This window comes from Arenibacter nanhaiticus (assembly GCF_900141935.1).
Lineage (GTDB): Bacteria > Bacteroidota > Bacteroidia > Flavobacteriales > Flavobacteriaceae > Arenibacter > Arenibacter nanhaiticus.
In genome coordinates this window covers 35,480-50,489 of record NZ_FQYX01000009.1, presented here as the reverse complement: position 1 = coordinate 50,489, position 15,010 = coordinate 35,480, and the positions used below count along the sequence as shown (strand labels likewise).

Annotated in this window: 11 protein-coding genes, 1 pseudogene and 1 riboswitch; of the genes and pseudogenes, 6 read left to right on the top strand and 6 right to left on the bottom strand. The window is 38.0% G+C overall.

Translation table 11 applies throughout. From position 1 onward, the window contains the following. Positions 1-260 precede the first annotated feature (260 nt). Positions 261-1,601, bottom strand: a complete 1,341-nt coding sequence (locus BUA16_RS07480; protein ID WP_072764201.1) for a DEAD/DEAH box helicase — start codon at positions 1,599-1,601, stop codon at positions 261-263. 338 nt (positions 1,602-1,939) lie between these two features. Further along, positions 1,940-2,036, top strand: a riboswitch (SAM-I-IV-variant riboswitch). Positions 2,037-2,086: 50 nt separating this feature from the next. Here BUA16_RS07480 and BUA16_RS07475 point away from each other — a divergent pair. Next, on the top strand, positions 2,087-3,406 hold the full coding sequence (locus BUA16_RS07475; protein WP_072764124.1) for a Na+/H+ antiporter NhaC family protein: 1,320 nt from the start codon (positions 2,087-2,089) through the stop codon (positions 3,404-3,406). A gap of 123 nt (positions 3,407-3,529) precedes the next feature. On the opposite strand, the gene BUA16_RS07470 is transcribed toward BUA16_RS07475, so the two are convergent. After that, a complete protein-coding gene (locus BUA16_RS07470; RefSeq protein ID WP_072764123.1) occupies positions 3,530-3,775 on the bottom strand; it encodes a hypothetical protein in 246 nt (81 codons plus the stop codon). A gap of 263 nt (positions 3,776-4,038) precedes the next feature. Then, positions 4,039-6,168, bottom strand: coding sequence for a M3 family metallopeptidase (locus tag BUA16_RS07465; RefSeq protein WP_072764122.1), 2,130 nt, complete (start codon positions 6,166-6,168; stop codon positions 4,039-4,041). Between the two features lie 190 nt (positions 6,169-6,358). Here BUA16_RS07465 and BUA16_RS07460 point away from each other — a divergent pair, with 190 nt between their 5' ends. Further along, positions 6,359-7,669: an MFS transporter gene (locus BUA16_RS07460; protein WP_072764121.1), complete on the top strand. Its 1,311-nt coding sequence runs from the start codon at positions 6,359-6,361 to the stop codon at positions 7,667-7,669. Between the two features lie 66 nt (positions 7,670-7,735). Here the strand turns inward: BUA16_RS07460 and BUA16_RS07455 are convergent, their stop codons facing one another. Both BUA16_RS07455 and BUA16_RS07450 read right to left on the bottom strand, forming a co-directional pair. Continuing rightward, positions 7,736-8,407, bottom strand: coding sequence for a ferredoxin reductase domain-containing protein (locus BUA16_RS07455; protein WP_072764200.1), 672 nt, complete (start codon positions 8,405-8,407; stop codon positions 7,736-7,738). A 568-nt stretch (positions 8,408-8,975) separates the two neighbouring features. Continuing rightward, the gene (locus tag BUA16_RS07450) at positions 8,976-9,458 is read right to left on the bottom strand and encodes an Hsp20/alpha crystallin family protein (protein ID WP_072764120.1); all 483 of its coding nucleotides are present in this window, start codon (positions 9,456-9,458) and stop codon (positions 8,976-8,978) included. Between the two features lie 730 nt (positions 9,459-10,188). Between BUA16_RS07450 and BUA16_RS07445 the strand changes: the two genes are divergently transcribed. Then, positions 10,189-10,851 (top strand): hypothetical protein, encoded by a 663-nt coding sequence (locus BUA16_RS07445; RefSeq protein WP_072764119.1) that lies wholly within the window; start codon positions 10,189-10,191, stop codon positions 10,849-10,851. A 125-nt stretch (positions 10,852-10,976) separates the two neighbouring features. Here the strand turns inward: BUA16_RS07445 and BUA16_RS18220 are convergent. Continuing rightward, positions 10,977-11,093: pseudogene (locus BUA16_RS18220) on the bottom strand (magnesium chelatase subunit ChlI family protein); the annotation flags it as partial. Between the two features lie 57 nt (positions 11,094-11,150). Here BUA16_RS18220 and BUA16_RS07435 point away from each other — a divergent pair. From BUA16_RS07435 to BUA16_RS07425, 3 genes are all read left to right on the top strand, one after another. Beyond that, positions 11,151-12,659, top strand: a complete 1,509-nt coding sequence (locus BUA16_RS07435; RefSeq protein ID WP_072764118.1) for a recombinase family protein — start codon at positions 11,151-11,153, stop codon at positions 12,657-12,659. A gap of 1,063 nt (positions 12,660-13,722) precedes the next feature. Then, a complete protein-coding gene (locus BUA16_RS07430; protein WP_072764117.1) occupies positions 13,723-14,628 on the top strand; it encodes a hypothetical protein in 906 nt (301 codons plus the stop codon). A 27-nt stretch (positions 14,629-14,655) separates the two neighbouring features. Further along, positions 14,656-15,009 carry a hypothetical protein gene (locus BUA16_RS07425; RefSeq protein ID WP_072764116.1) on the top strand — a complete coding sequence of 118 codons (354 nt, stop codon included), beginning with the start codon at positions 14,656-14,658 and terminating at the stop codon, positions 15,007-15,009. Position 15,010: the final 1 nt, after the last annotated feature.

Sequence of the window (15,010 nt, the reverse complement as noted above, 5' to 3'; positions counted from 1 at the left end):
CTTCATATAAGGTGGTGAGAATATAAGAATACGCTAAACTTAAACCAAGTATGGCTCTAGGGAGTTAAAGACCAATGGTGATTCTGTAGCATTACAGCCATGTGAATGCTTATCTTCTATAAGATAAGTACAATTTCTTAGCCCCATTGACATAGGGGCTAAGAGACTTATTGGTACGATTGTGATCGTTATTTTTTTAAGGTAACTGTTTAGAACAACACCTCAGCAATAGCTTTCGATAAAGTATATTTTATCTTGGGCTAATTTCTTTTTTTCTTTTTAGACTTTTCTAGTGGTTGACTCGCAGTCGTAGTTTCTGCGAGGTGATTTGCCAATATTTTCTCTACCAATTCTTCCTTGGTCAGATGATGGAATATGGTGCTTATTTTTTCTTTAAATTCTTTAGAAACAGTGCGGTTTGGTTTGGTCTTAAATATTTTTTTAGCCCAAACCAAACTGTTGTTTTCCTCTATACTTTGTGCATCTGCCTTTTCAAATTTATGGAAAACTATGCCTAATTCCTTTTCAAAATCGGCTATCTCTTCTACTTCTTCTTGTTGTAAAATAGTCAAGGAAAGCCCTTTGGCCCCTGCCCTTGCCGTACGTCCGCTTCTATGAACATAGGTATCGTAGGTATCTGGTAAATGATAATTGACCACATAGGAGATTTCTTTAACGTCAATACCACGTGCTGCCAAATCGGTAGCCACAAGTACATCTATATACCCCTCTCTAAATTGCCCCATAACCCTATCTCGTATTCCTTGGGTTAAACTTCCGTGAATAGCTCCTGAGGAGAATTTATTGATGGCTAAGTTTTTGGCTAATTTATTCACCGCAGCCTTTGTTTTACAAAAAATGATTCCTCGTTCGCCTTCTTTAGAATTTAAAAAGTGTAGCAGCACCTCTAATTTTTCAATAGGCTCTACAACCATATATTGATGGTCTATGCCTTGGTGTCCTACAGTGTCCATGTCAGCCTGGACCTGCACAACATGTTTAGACATATAATTCTGTACCAATTGCTTTATAGCGCCAGGCATAGTAGCCGTAAATAATAGTGTTCTTCTAGACTTAGGCGTTTCTTTGATAATTACATCCAAGTCTTCTTTTAAGGCACTAACCATTTCATCGGCTTCATCTAACACTAAATAAGCGATGTTTTTGATGCTAATGGCCTGTCTATTTACCAAATCAACTAAACGCCCTGGGGTTGCCACTACGATATGAGTTGGGCTTTTTAAACGTTCTATTTGAGGTTTTATAGGGATTCCTCCAAATGCAGAGGCTATGGAAATAGCTGGACTATGAGCGCTAAAAGAAGTTAGGTTCGCATAAATTTGTTGCCCAAGTTCCCTTGTTGGCGCAAGTATTACTGCTTGGACCGCTGTATTTTCTTCGTCGATCAAATGCAATAAAGGCAATCCAAAAGCAGCCGTTTTACCGGTTCCTGTTTTTGCCAAACCAACGACATCTTTGTTCTGATTTAGGATTAAGGGAATAGTCTTTTTTTGGATATCTGTGGGTACAGAGATTTGTAATTCGCCTAAACTTTGTAGTATTTGTTCATTAATTCCTAAATCGGAAAACTGTTTTGACATAAAATATTTTTTGGCAAAGATATGCTCTTTTACAAGGAATACTGCCAATAGTTTTATAATCCTATGGAATAAGCCGCTAAACCATTGAAAAGTTGAGTTCCGACTAGAGAGTAGCCTCATATAAGCACCTCTACCTTAATTTCGGTTTACATTATAAATCCTTAGCACTGTTTTATCTCTTTGTTTTAAAGCAAAAAGAACCTCAACTATAGTACCTCATCGTTGTATCTATAGGATATAGCAAAGGTCTTTTACACGCCTTAAGGAAGAAAAAAACTTTATAAAATAATAAGAGTATTTTAAGAAACAGTTTGCTTCAAATACCATACTTTTGCGGCCTTAATTATCAAGAATCTCAAAAGAGATAGCAACCTGCATTAACAAGCAAGGTGCTAAATAGATAAGCCAAATATCATTGGAACAAATGTTAACCCATATTCCCAACTATTTGCTGTCATTTCTTTTGAGCTTCCAAAAATATTAAAATGGCATATTCAAAAGACAAAAATCCAAGTTTTACTGCACTGATTCCCTTATTCGTATTTGTATTCACTTTTTTAGGTGTTGGCATCTATCAAAACGATTTTTATGCGCTACCTTCTCCCATAGCAGTACTGGCAGGAATTATTGTTGCTTTTCTACTATTTAAACATTCTGTAAATTCAAAAATAAAAACGCTTTTAAAAGGTTGTGGCGATAATAAGATTCTTACTATGTGCCTTATCTATCTGCTTGCCGGAGCCTTTGCTGCGATTACCGAGGCCACCGGAAGTGTCGATGCCATCGTCCATCTTGGGTTAGATTATATCGCTATAGAGTATATATATATTGGCGTTTTCCTTATAGCTTCCTTCCTATCTGTGTCTACCGGGACTTCTGTAGGAGCCATTGTGGCCCTAGCTCCTATTGTAGTAGGTTTTGCCGATAAAGGCGGGGTTTCCTTGGCAGTACTGTGCGGTGCCTTGTTAGGAGGCGCTATGTTTGGTGATAACCTTTCCCTTATTTCAGATACCACGATCGCCTCTACACAATCCTTAGATTGTAAAATGAGCGACAAGTTTAAGCAAAATATTAAAATAGCCCTACCCGCAGCGCTGCTGACTATAGGTGTTTTAATCTTTCAGGGAATGGATATTAATACCACCCCAACCGAAACCGCTATCTATACGTATTCTATCATTAAAATTATGCCATATCTATTGGTGATTCTGTTATCAATAATTGGGATTAATGTATTTGTAGTGCTTCTTTTAGGTATTCTTTCCGCTGGGCTATTAGGTGTTTTATATGGAAACTTCACCCTCCTTGAATCGACCAGAATAGCCTATACTGGATTTACCAATATGACCGAGATTTTCTTGTTGTCGTTACTATCTGGTGGTTTGGCCGCTTTAGTTGCTTTTAATGGAGGGATCGATTATATACTGAATAAAATAAAAGCTTTGATTAAGAACAAGACCTCAGCTCAATTTGGAATCGCTGCCTTGGTCGGGGGTGTTAACACGGCTATTGCCAATAACACCGTTTCTATCATTATAGTGGGCGCTATCGCTAAAACAATTAATGACGAGTACCAATTGGACAACAAAAAAACCGCTTCTATTCTCGATATATTTTCTTGTATTTCACAAGGCCTCTTACCTTATGGCGCACAAGTATTAATGATTTTAAGTTTTACGGAAGGAAAAATCGATTACCTGGATTTAATGGCCAATACCTCGTACTTGTTCCTTTTATTATTATGGACTATTTTCTTTATTGGTTATAAGCCTCTTAAATCAAAGGTTTTCAAACCAGCCTTTTAGCGTTTAGGCTCTTTGGCTACCAATAAAAGGCTGTTCCTTTTTAAAACACCGCACTTGTCCTCTATACAATAGTCTGGGGTATGCGGTGTTTTCTAATTTGGCTAGACTTTAGGTTTTGATCCCCTACAAGGCAGGTGCGTGTTTGCCCTTACTAGGTCCATTCGGGTGTCTGTGGCACGAATTACCCGTAAGACCCGAAATAGTTCCTGAAGAGGTGCCGCAGTGCTTACAGCTATAGGTAGACTTCTCACTGCCCTCATACAATTTATGCTTTCCTTTCCCTAAAGGATGACGGTGACAGCTATTGGCAGTAAGGGTAGTGATGGTAGCGCTTTTGGCTCCGCAATATTCACAATAATAATTGGCCATGATATAGTATTTAAGTGGATTGATTTAATTTAGTAACCTAAAGGGTACCTTTATCTGCTTTTAAACTTAAATAAGAATTTACCACCAAATCGCACCATTGCATAACCGTAGGTGTTTTACGGATTTTCGGGTTATCGGCCACAACTCCTTATGCACTCTTTTTTTTGTCTTTCACCAAACCGAACTCCCTTCCCTTGTCCTATGAAATCAAAAAAGGGACCATTAGGGCCCCTTTAATTTTACGGTATGATAACACAAATCGATTATTTTAAGCCACGTGCCTTTAGCATCGGCTCAATTTTTGGTTCGCTACCGCGCCACTCTTTATACATTTCTTCTAGTGGCAAGGTATTTCCACGAGAAAGTACCATATCTCTTAGGCGCTGTCCGTTTTCTCGGGTAAGTCCACCATTATTTTCAAACCAATTGTAGGCATCGTGGTGCAACATCTCTGTCCACAAATACGAATAATACCCAGCTGCATAGCCACTTCCAAAAACATGGGAGAAGTAAGTAGATCTATAACGTGGTGGCACTGCCGATACAACGTCTAACGCCGTTTTACGAAGCGCCTCTTTTTCAAAAGCATTGGCATCATCAATCTTTTTATCAGCACCAATAGTATGCCATTGCATATCTAAATTAGAAGCCGCCAAATTTTCCGTTAGGCTATACCCCTGGTTAAAGGTGCCAGAATTCTTGATTTTATCGATCAAGGCTTGTGGAATCTGCTCTCCTGTTTTATAATGAAGGGCGTAGTTCTTAAGGATTTCCGGATACAAGGCCCAGTTTTCGTTGAACTGTGATGGGAATTCAACAAAATCACGTGCTACAGAAGTCCCGGATAGCGATGGATATTGCTGATCGGCAAAGAAACCGTGCAAAGCGTGACCAAACTCATGAAACATAGTCTCTACCTCATCATAGGTCAATAAAGCCGCTTCACCTTCCGCTGGCTTAGGATAGTTACACACATTGTAGATTACCGGTTTTTTGTCGTATAATTTCGATTGCGTCACAAAGTTGCTCATCCAAGCCCCACCTCGCTTACTAGGACGTGCAAAGAAATCGGCATAAAACAAGCCTAAGGCATCGCCATTTTCTTCGAAAAGCTCATACACTAAAACCTCATCGTGGTAGGTAGGGATATCTGTTCTTTCTTTAAAAGTAAGACCGTACAATTTTTCAGCAGCATAGAAGACCCCTTTTTCCAAAACCGTTTTCATTTCAAAATAAGGCTTGATCTGGTTTTCGTCTAAATCGTACTTGACTTTACGCACCATTTCCCCATAGTAATTCCAATCCCAAGGCTCCAAGCTAAAGTCGCCTCCCTTTTGCCGAATCATTTTCTGAATTTCCTTGGCTTCTACGGCCGCTTTGGCAGTAGCCGCAGGAATAAGTCCGTTAAATAAATTAAAGACATTCTCTGGTATTTTTGCCATGGTGTTTTGTAGGCTCCATGATGCATAGTTATCAAAACCTAACAAGGCTGCTTTTTGCGCACGTAATTCCGCTATTTCGGCAATAATGGCCTTGGTGTCCTGAGCAGTACCATCGGCCCTGTTCCAAGCTGCTTTAAATATTTTTTCTCTCGTAGCCCTATTGTCCAAAGATTGTAACAAAGGCTGTTGCGTAGTGTTCAGTAGTGGAATCTTCCAACCTTTAGAAGCTGGGTCTTCCAAGGATTTTAATACTCCTTCTGATAAGCCTGCCAAATCTTCCTTTTTCGTAAACACAATAGCACCACTATTATTGGCTTCCAACAGGGTTTTGTTAAAAGTATTGATCAGAGTCGCTAAGCGCGAATTATATGTTTTTAAAGTTTCCTTGTCGGCCGCAGATAGATTGGCACCGGCAATTTCGAAATCTTCAAAATACTTCTCCAATAATTTAAGGGACTCCGCATCCAATCCTAAGGTCTCCCTTGTTTCGTGCAAGGTTTTTATACGATCAAATAACTTTTCATTCAAATAAATGGCATCGCGCTGTTCCGAGAACTTAGGCGCCATTTCTTCCTGAATAGCTTGTAAGGTATCGTTGGTGTGAGCTCCGGTAAGACTGTAAAAAACATTTTCTACCCTGTCTAATAAGGCACCGCTCTTTTCTAAAGCCAACACCGTATTTTCAAAGGTAGGAGCTTCACTAGCATTGACTATTTTTGCGATAGCCTGTTGCTGGGCTTCCATTCCTTGTAAAAGGGCTGGTTTAAAATGGCTGTTTTTAATTTGTGTAAAATTGGGAGCACCATAAGGCAAGGTGCTTTCGACAAGTAAGGGGTTTTCTGTCATATTCTGTGTCATAGCATCCATATCGGATGCCTTGTTTTTGGATTTGGAATCGTTACAAGCTGTAAACAAAACCGTTAGCATTAACATGGAACAAACGTTTTTCATCTAAGATGTTGTTATAATTGTGACTCGTAAAGATAGGAAAATTGTCCTGATAAAGGAAGTCGTCTTAAGTGCCCTAATTTTAATCTCAACACTTCGTAAAACCTTAATTATCTTGAGGGGGTTCTGCCTTAAATGCTTATTTTTATTTCCATGGACGGCAGTAAACTACTCTTTCCAAAAACACGACCGCATGAAATCTATTTCTTGGACAGAAAAATTATACGATTATATAAACAATGAGGAAGATGCCCGCATTTGTAAGGACATCGACGAATCGGCCTGTGAGTATACGCCTAAAAATTATTTCCTGATCCTTTTAAGCAATACCTTTTCTAAACTAGGCGATACCCTTAGTAATCCAAAAACAGTTTTGGCCTGGGTAATGAGCTATGTAAACGCCCCGGTTTACCTCATAAGTTTTATAGTCCCTATTCGCGAATCGGGGTCTATGCTTCCACAACTCATCATTGCCAGTTATATCCGTACCAAAGAGAAACGCAAATGGGTCTATGTTATTGGGGCCGTGCTTCAATTTTTATCCATGGTCGCTATTGGTATGGTTACCCTGCACACTACTGGCAGTACAGCGGGTTGGCTTATTATACTATTTCTTATTACCTTTAGTTTATCTCGCGGCCTCTGTTCGGTTGCTTCAAAGGATGTCTTGGGAAAAACAATCCCCAAAGGCCGTAGAGGAAGGCTCAAAGGATATACGGTTTCCGTATCGGGCATTTTGGTACTGGTAGCCGGACTTTATATGATGTACCAATCTAAGAACGGCGCCGATAGTACCTTTTACAGTTATACTATTTTCTTTGCTAGCGTCATGTGGCTTATATCGGCCTTGATTTATGCGGGTATCAAAGAGTTTCCTGGTGCTACCTCGGGTGGACAAAACGGGTGGAAGGAAGCCCTTGCTCGGATGGATCTCCTTAGAACAGACATGCAATTTAGGCGTTTCATAATTGCTAGGTCGCTACTGCTTTGCTCGGCATTGACCGCTCCTTTTTATGTGATTTTAGCGCAGCGTTATCTAGGGAAGGAAAGCTATCTCCTAGGGCTTTTTATCATTGCAAATGGTCTAGCCGCTATTATCAGCGCCCCCGTTTGGGGCAGAATGGCCGATAGATCGAGTAAAAATGTAATGGGGTTTGCGGCTATCATAGCCTCCTTGTTGGGGGTGTTCATGTTTTGCCTGGTGAGCTTTGCACCCATTGCAAAAAATGCCTATTGGCTTTATCCGCTGGCTTTCTTTATTTTGGGCATAGCGCATAGTGGTGTTCGTTTGGGCCGTAAGACCTATATTGTAGATATGGCCCATGGCAATAAACGTACCGACTATGTGGCGGTAAGCAATACCATCATAGGCGGTATTCTCTTAATTACAGGAGGAATAAGTGCCGCGGCTTCTGTCGTCTCTACCGAAGGGGTTATTTTAGTGCTGTCCCTTTTTGGGTTGGCAGGTTCTTATATCAGTTATACACTCCCTAATGTAGAGTGATTCTTCGTCAACGGCTATTGATCATAGTCCAATTAGTGTGTTCCATTGTATTCCAAGCCAAAGGTTTTATTCCGGATCTTCGGTAATCAAATGGTCTTTGGGTACTCCAAGGGCATATATTTCTGCTGACAGGGCATCCATCATAGCAGGCGGACCACAAAGGTATACATAGCCCGAGCTGTCTATTTGCTGTTGCTCCAAAAAGGCGCGATTGATATGCCCATGGGGAACATGGTCTTTATCTTCCTTAGACAGCATATGTACTACATCATCGCCAAGCCAAGTCTTTAGTTTGTTTTTATAAATAATATCTTTCTCCTTTTGATTGGCAAAAAACAACCTATGTCCCGCTAATTTTCCTTTGCGGTTCAGGTCCTTAAGAATCGCTATAAATGGGGTCACTCCGGCACCCCCGGCAATAAAAACTCCCGGACCTTTGTATTGTATGGTGCCCCAAGCATCGCCAATAAGAAGACAATCGCCTACTTTTAGATGATGTAATTCTTTGGTGACCCCATCATGCGAGGGGTATATTTTTATAGTAAATTCTAAATCCTCATCCTCGGGCAGACTGGTAAACGTAAATGGTCTTTTCTTGGCGCGAAATCCTTCCTTGTCTATAGACACTTCCGTAGCTTGTCCTGGGCTAAAGGAATACCCTTTGGGCTTTTCGGCTATTAAATGTAAAACATTGTGAGTGACGTATTCAACTTTCTTAAGTGCTATTCTATGTTCCATGATACAGCCGTTTAAATACAGTTTATAAGTTAAGGGACGATAGTTGTATGCCTTCACTCCTATTACCCGCTTTAAAATTTTCATTTTTCAAGAAAGGCATCATGAAAATACGAAATACCAAGCTGATACCCAAGTATTTCCTTAAAGCTTTTACCCTTAGCAGCTGTTTCCTTCCAAGCACCTTTAAAACAAGAATACAAATGGACCAATTTTAAAAGATGTGTTTGGACGCTATTATTAGAGCCAAGTTGTCAATACGTATAATCCAAAGCAGTTGTATTTGGGCGTTCCCTCCTACGTCGGGCAGGCCCTTGGCTGTATCCCTTGCTGCGCTGCGGGGATGCCGCCGCGGTCCCTAACGCGGCATCCAATTAATAGGGAACAATGAACAATTATCCATGTAAATATCTAAAACCATACAGCTCTAATAAGGGAATTACATGTAGAAGGTTGTACTAATTTCGGGAAGCCTTAATAAATCAAAAATTGTAATCGCCCTATGTTACTCGCATCTAATAGATTGGTAAAAAAAGAAAGGACCAAGTTGGTCCTTTCACTAAAGTTTAGATTAAGAAATATTGATACTTCTCGGCGGTTTCTGTTTCGCCTCTTCCTTTTTAGGCAGATGAATACTCAGAATACCATCGTTATACTTAGCTTGTATCTTATTTTCCTCTATGGTTTCGGGCAGTTTAAAGCTTCTTTTAAAGGAAGAATAACCAAACTCTCTGCGAGAATAATTTTCTTTGTTTTGTTCATTTTCTACCTCCATAGTAGTTGCTATTGATAGTAGTTGATTATCCAAATCTATCTGAAAATCGGATTTCTTTAACCCCGGAACGGCCATCTCTACAAAATAAGCATCTGCGGTCTCTTTAATATTAACTTTGGGCACACTGATGCCGGTATTAAAATTTGAATTCAAAACCATTGGGTAATCTCTATTGAAGAAATCATCGAATAAAGAAGACCAAAGCGGAAAGTCTGGCCTCTGATTGGAATTTGTCTTTGCCAAACCTTCATTTTTAGGAACATTTACTAAAGTGCTCATAATTCATAAAATTTTAGTTAAACAATAAATTCACCCTATAAAGAACAATTTTAATACCAATCCAAAAAAACTGTCATTTTTACTGCATCAACTCCATTTTTAAAAAGAAAAATCCTACGATACTATTCATTAAGCACTTTTTAAATGTCAAATTGGCAAGGCATAATGCCCCGCTAGCGTCACGCTAGTACTATATAATTCATCACTACCTCAACCAACCTTCTCGCTCCACGCTTCTGTATTAATATTGAAATCAGGTACATTGTCTCGATCGGCGATGGTTCTCAAGTGCTTCCCAATTTGCTTGGTATTCATATGTGCGTTGTAGTGTACGTTCTAAGGCTCAAAAAACGATAGGTCTGTAAATCCGTGGCCGCGGTAACCCGTTTGAGAATTTCTACACTGCTTTCTCCTTTTTTATCCTAAGATAGTTTTTCAAAGGGCACCAAGGTTACTTCTATATGAATATGGGGATAGGCAAATTCCATTTAGATTCGAATAGGTACCGCGGTCAAAAAGGTAATATCTATGACTCTCTAAAATGCAAACAACTTCAAATTAATAATAAAGGTAATTTCCTACATTTTTTTAATTTACACCTTAAATAGTTGCTATATTTGGAATAAAGGAACAAAAAAATCATGAGCGATTGTTGTAAAATACTGACTATAAATCTACCCCAGTCTGTTAATTTTATGGTTTAAATCGTGCAATTCAATATTTTAACATAATGACCCTAGAAAAAACTGCAATACTATATGAGGAATCTGTTCTCCCCGGTTTTAGTGAATTTAGATATTTGACCAGAGCGGGAGTAGATAAAGCTTCCATGGAAGATTTTGATTATGTTTCTGGATCCCGTGCTAGTTTTAATGGATTTGCCCGTAGATTACGTGTTGCAAAGTCCATAGAATCAATAACATTTAATGATTTTGGAGAAGGCACTTCAAAAGGATATGAAGCGCTAAACAGACATTTTTTAATGTTTAGTGCTTTTGAGCGCTATGTGACGGATTGTGAGGGAATTGAAGGAGGCATGTACCATTTGGCATTACAGAAAGTGCCAGCTTCCATGTTTAAACAAATAAAAGATGCTTTTGATATTGTTGACACCAATGACGCTATATTTAATTTTTTATTAGAAAACTGTAATTCTTTTGCCCAACGTAGAAGTCTAAAAGAATTTAGAAAAGGAGAAGGTGCTAGAAAAGGATTGTATGTAAGCGCCATGCTAAGAAATTGCTTTGCGCATGGCCTTTTAACAGCCCATCCTAAAGATGCTCCGAAAGGTGCTATAGAAATGTTGTGTAATTTTATGTCAGATTTTTTATATAACGCACTTTGTTATGATTTTAATCATAGACTACAAGAGGTAAGACAAAATATAACATAAAAGAGCACTTAAAAAAAGGATACTATACGTTTCAGCGTCTAAGTGTAAAATAACTGGGGTTGGACTTTTTTTAAGTCCGACCCCTTTTTCATAGATCGTCGGGAACTGATTTAAGCTGATTTCCCCTACCCTAACCAGCCTTCTCGGTCTAAACTTCTGTATTGAATAGCTTCTCCAATATGGTTGCCTTTGACCTCGGGGGCGTTTTCTAGATCGGCAATGGTTCTAGCTACCTTAGTTATACTTTTTTATGTATAATTCATTTTTAAAACTATCTTTATCGTTTAAATCACAACGTTATGAGGAAAGCGGTAGCCTATTTACGGGTTTCTAGTGAGGAGCAAAACCTACAAAGACAAAGGGAAGATATTGCGGAATTTGCCACATCAAAAAATCTGAAACTGGTTAGAGTCTTTGAAGATACCGTAAGTGGTTCAAAGACAGATGCAGAACAAAGGGAAGGGTTTATCCAGCTAGAGAAGTACCTAGAGGACAATAAGGATATAACAGATATATTGGTTCTCGAAATATCAAGGCTTGGAAGGAAAAACCGAGATATTTTAAATGTGGTCGAAAAGTATGCGGAACAAGGTATCTGTATCCACTTTAAGGACTTGGGCATCTCTACACTTGAACCCAACGGAAGCAGGTCTATAGCTTCGGAAATGCTTATCAGTTTGTTTGGGATAATGGTTGCAAATGAAAGTCGTCTATTGTCCTCTAGGATTAAGTCGGGTAAATTATCTAGTGCAAAAAAAAATAAAGCATTCGGGGGAAAAATAATAGGGTTCAAGAAAGGTAAAGACGGTACACCGATAATTGATAACGATGAAGCACCTATCATCAAAAAGATTTTTGAATTATGTGCCAGTGGCCTAGGAATGCGGAGTATATCGGCTATGATAGAGACCGAGTTTGACCGCAAACTTCACATGTCAACATTGGGGGGAATCATACGAAATCCATTTCATAAAGGCGAAAGGGTGTATATGGATTTAACACTAGAAGTTGAACCAATTGTATCGAAAGAGCTATGGCAGAAAGCTAATGACTCGATGAATAGTAGAAGTAAATTCGGTACTAAAACCAAAGTACATACCAATGTAGTAGAAGGAAGGATAAAATGCCACTGCGGAAACCCTATGTATCAAAGAGTTATTGAAAGCGGTAGGCTGAATCTTTATATCTGCAAAGACCCGAAATGCAAAAACTCTATCAATCGACCTTGGTTATTTCGGATGGTAAAAAAAGTAGTTGAAAGGCACGCAAAGAAGCAAAAAGACGAACAATATAAAAAGGATATAGACCTTCAAATAACATCCCTTGAAGCTCAAATCCAACTAAACAACAGAGAAGAAAAAAAACTCACCGAAAGGAAATCTAAAGCTATGGATTTGTATATGGACGGTGATTTTTCAAAAGAGGAATGGGAGACCAAGAGAAGCGAAATAGAGGGAAGATATCAAATAATAAAGGCGGACAATTCCAAGCTTAAGGAGTATATAGAGCTCTTAAGAAATGACAGAAAATCCGAAATAAAACACTTTAGCGACGACCTAGAAGAATTTAAAATCGAAATAAAAGACGTTGTTAATTACGTTGAGGTTGATAAAAATAGCGTTATTATCAATGTTTTTGGGCGGTGGAGCTATGACCTTGAAAAGCCAAACCCAAGTAAATTGGGGTGGGAATCTAAAAAGCCCGAGAGCGAAAGATATAAAAATGAAGAACTACCCCTAAGGTTTCCCATTGAAGATGATGATATCGATATGATGGTAGATGACTATTTAAAGGAGAAAAGCAAGTAAGTAATATTAAGAGCTTTTAAAGCTTTGCATATTTCAATGCAGTACTTACTATCACTTTTAAACTAAAGCACCTTAAAACGCCTAATACACACCTTAAACAGCTTGTTAGGTTTGTATTGAAGTTTCTTTTTAACTCTATGGGAGATGTATTGTGTTTTTCCATAGAGTTAAAAAGAAACGCTTTAACCTCAACTATTTGGATGAGGTTTTTTTATTTATTATTTTTTTATTTTTATTCAACATATTAAGTTAAGTATTTAACAAATTGTTACAAATGTAACAATATAAAATACAGGGTATTTACCCTATAATCGTAATTAGCTCTTTTAAGAGGTTTTAATAACCTCATCTATACAAACATATCGCTTTTACATTAAAGCTCCTTAAAACGTCTGTTGGATACCTAAAATGAGATACAAGGGGTTTTGCGGTCATGTATTTTCCTATCTACTTTATGAGAGGTTGGTATTTTGTTGAGGTTCTTTTTTAATGCGCATTTTAAATTCCTTTTTTTAACTCTATGAAAATAACCTCCTTCCCATAAAGTTAAAAACCTCAAAAAAAAATCAATAGTTGGAATCCTTCCAATTATTATATTTAATTCTTATAGAAAAGTAATATAAAGGAAACTATTGTTTTGGAACATACGGACTATTGTTTTGGAACATACAGACTATTGTTTTGATACACTCTATTTTTCGATAAATCCTAAAGAAAAACACCTCAACACTCCTCATTAAGTTTTTCATTGCACCCCTTCAAATCTCCTCGATTTTTTTAAAAAACTGGTTTTAAAATCAAATTGTAAACACTTGGTAATCAACATATAACATCTATATATTTTTAACTTAATATATAATGAAGAAATAACGGTTTTTATATTAACAAAAAAAAGCATTTAAAAAAAATGGAAAGAAAAAAAACAGAGGGTCATACCTACCTGTATAATGGTGTGACCTACAGCAATATGAAAGAAGCGTGCGAAGGGATAGGGATTAAATCAAAGCTATTTCGAATCCTAGTAAAAAACAAGTTGATAATCAAATCTAAGGAATAAAAGAAAATGAAAAAAGAACAAGGCAAAAATGGCCAAAGGAAAGGACAAAAGCCCTACGAACAAATGCCAGCTTTACAGAGATATATCAAACATACCTTTAAGGAAGGGGATTTTTACAAAAAGGTTAATCACGACATCATACTAAATGGAAGCTTATCTATTGGAGATAAAGCGGTGTACATGGCTATTTTGAAAAGCTGCGACACAAAAACCTTCAGAAAGCTTCCTATCAAGGAAATAATAAAGAGCTGCGGAATGTCCGAAGCACCAGTAGTCAAATCAATAAAGGTTCTTGTTGATAACCATTTCATACAGTCGAAAAAAACCCGATACGAAAGCAAATACAAGCTAAGCGAAGGAGGCAAATACCTAAAAATAAGTATGAAACAATTCGAGGGCCTGAAGAAAGACTATAGGACATACATTAAAAGGTTGATGGCAATCATACTGTCATCATACAACGACGCAATACCTAGTTATAAGGCCTGTAGTAAACGAACGGGAAAAATAAGTATGAGACTATACCGAGAACTAAAAAACAAGTTCTACAAAGAGGAGCTGTACGAAGATGATGACTATGACTGGAATTATTTTAAAATAAATTTCGATGCAGGGAACTATGACCACTTATATACAGATGAGGCAAAAGATGAAATGGATGAAGACGAACTATTTGAAGACGGTGCATGGTACACTGGTGCAGAAAACTCCATCCTAGAGGATGACAAGGAAACCTACAACCCTACTAGAGATATGATACTAAGTGCCGATGTAATTAACTACCTAGCACTGGAGGAATATCAATCCTACAACTCCCCTGTAATTAACCACCTAGCAATGAAGGGGAAACAATCATGCAACACCTCGCCATGTCCCTTGATAGAAGAGCTGCAACTTATACTAGACAGATAAATTAACAATTAAAAACAACAAAACAATATGAAACAAATATCACCAAAACAGGATTTTAAAATCAATTTAGAAGCAACAATCACCAGCAAAGAGTTAGGTCTCGTACAACGATTAATGATTATTTACATTTTAATAAATCACCAAAAAAACAAGGACAAACTTAGCTATATCAAGAACGGCGAAATGCAAAATAACCTAAGAATCAGCACAATAACTTTTACCACACATCGAAACAAGCTCGAAGAAATGAACCTATTTACGGTTATGATAAAGGTCGATGGGAGATATATCGAGGTAGAGCCAAGCGCAAGAAAATCAAAAAGACTTTATTACTTCCCCAACTGGGATAAACTGAAGGGAATGAACCTCATAACTACCTAGG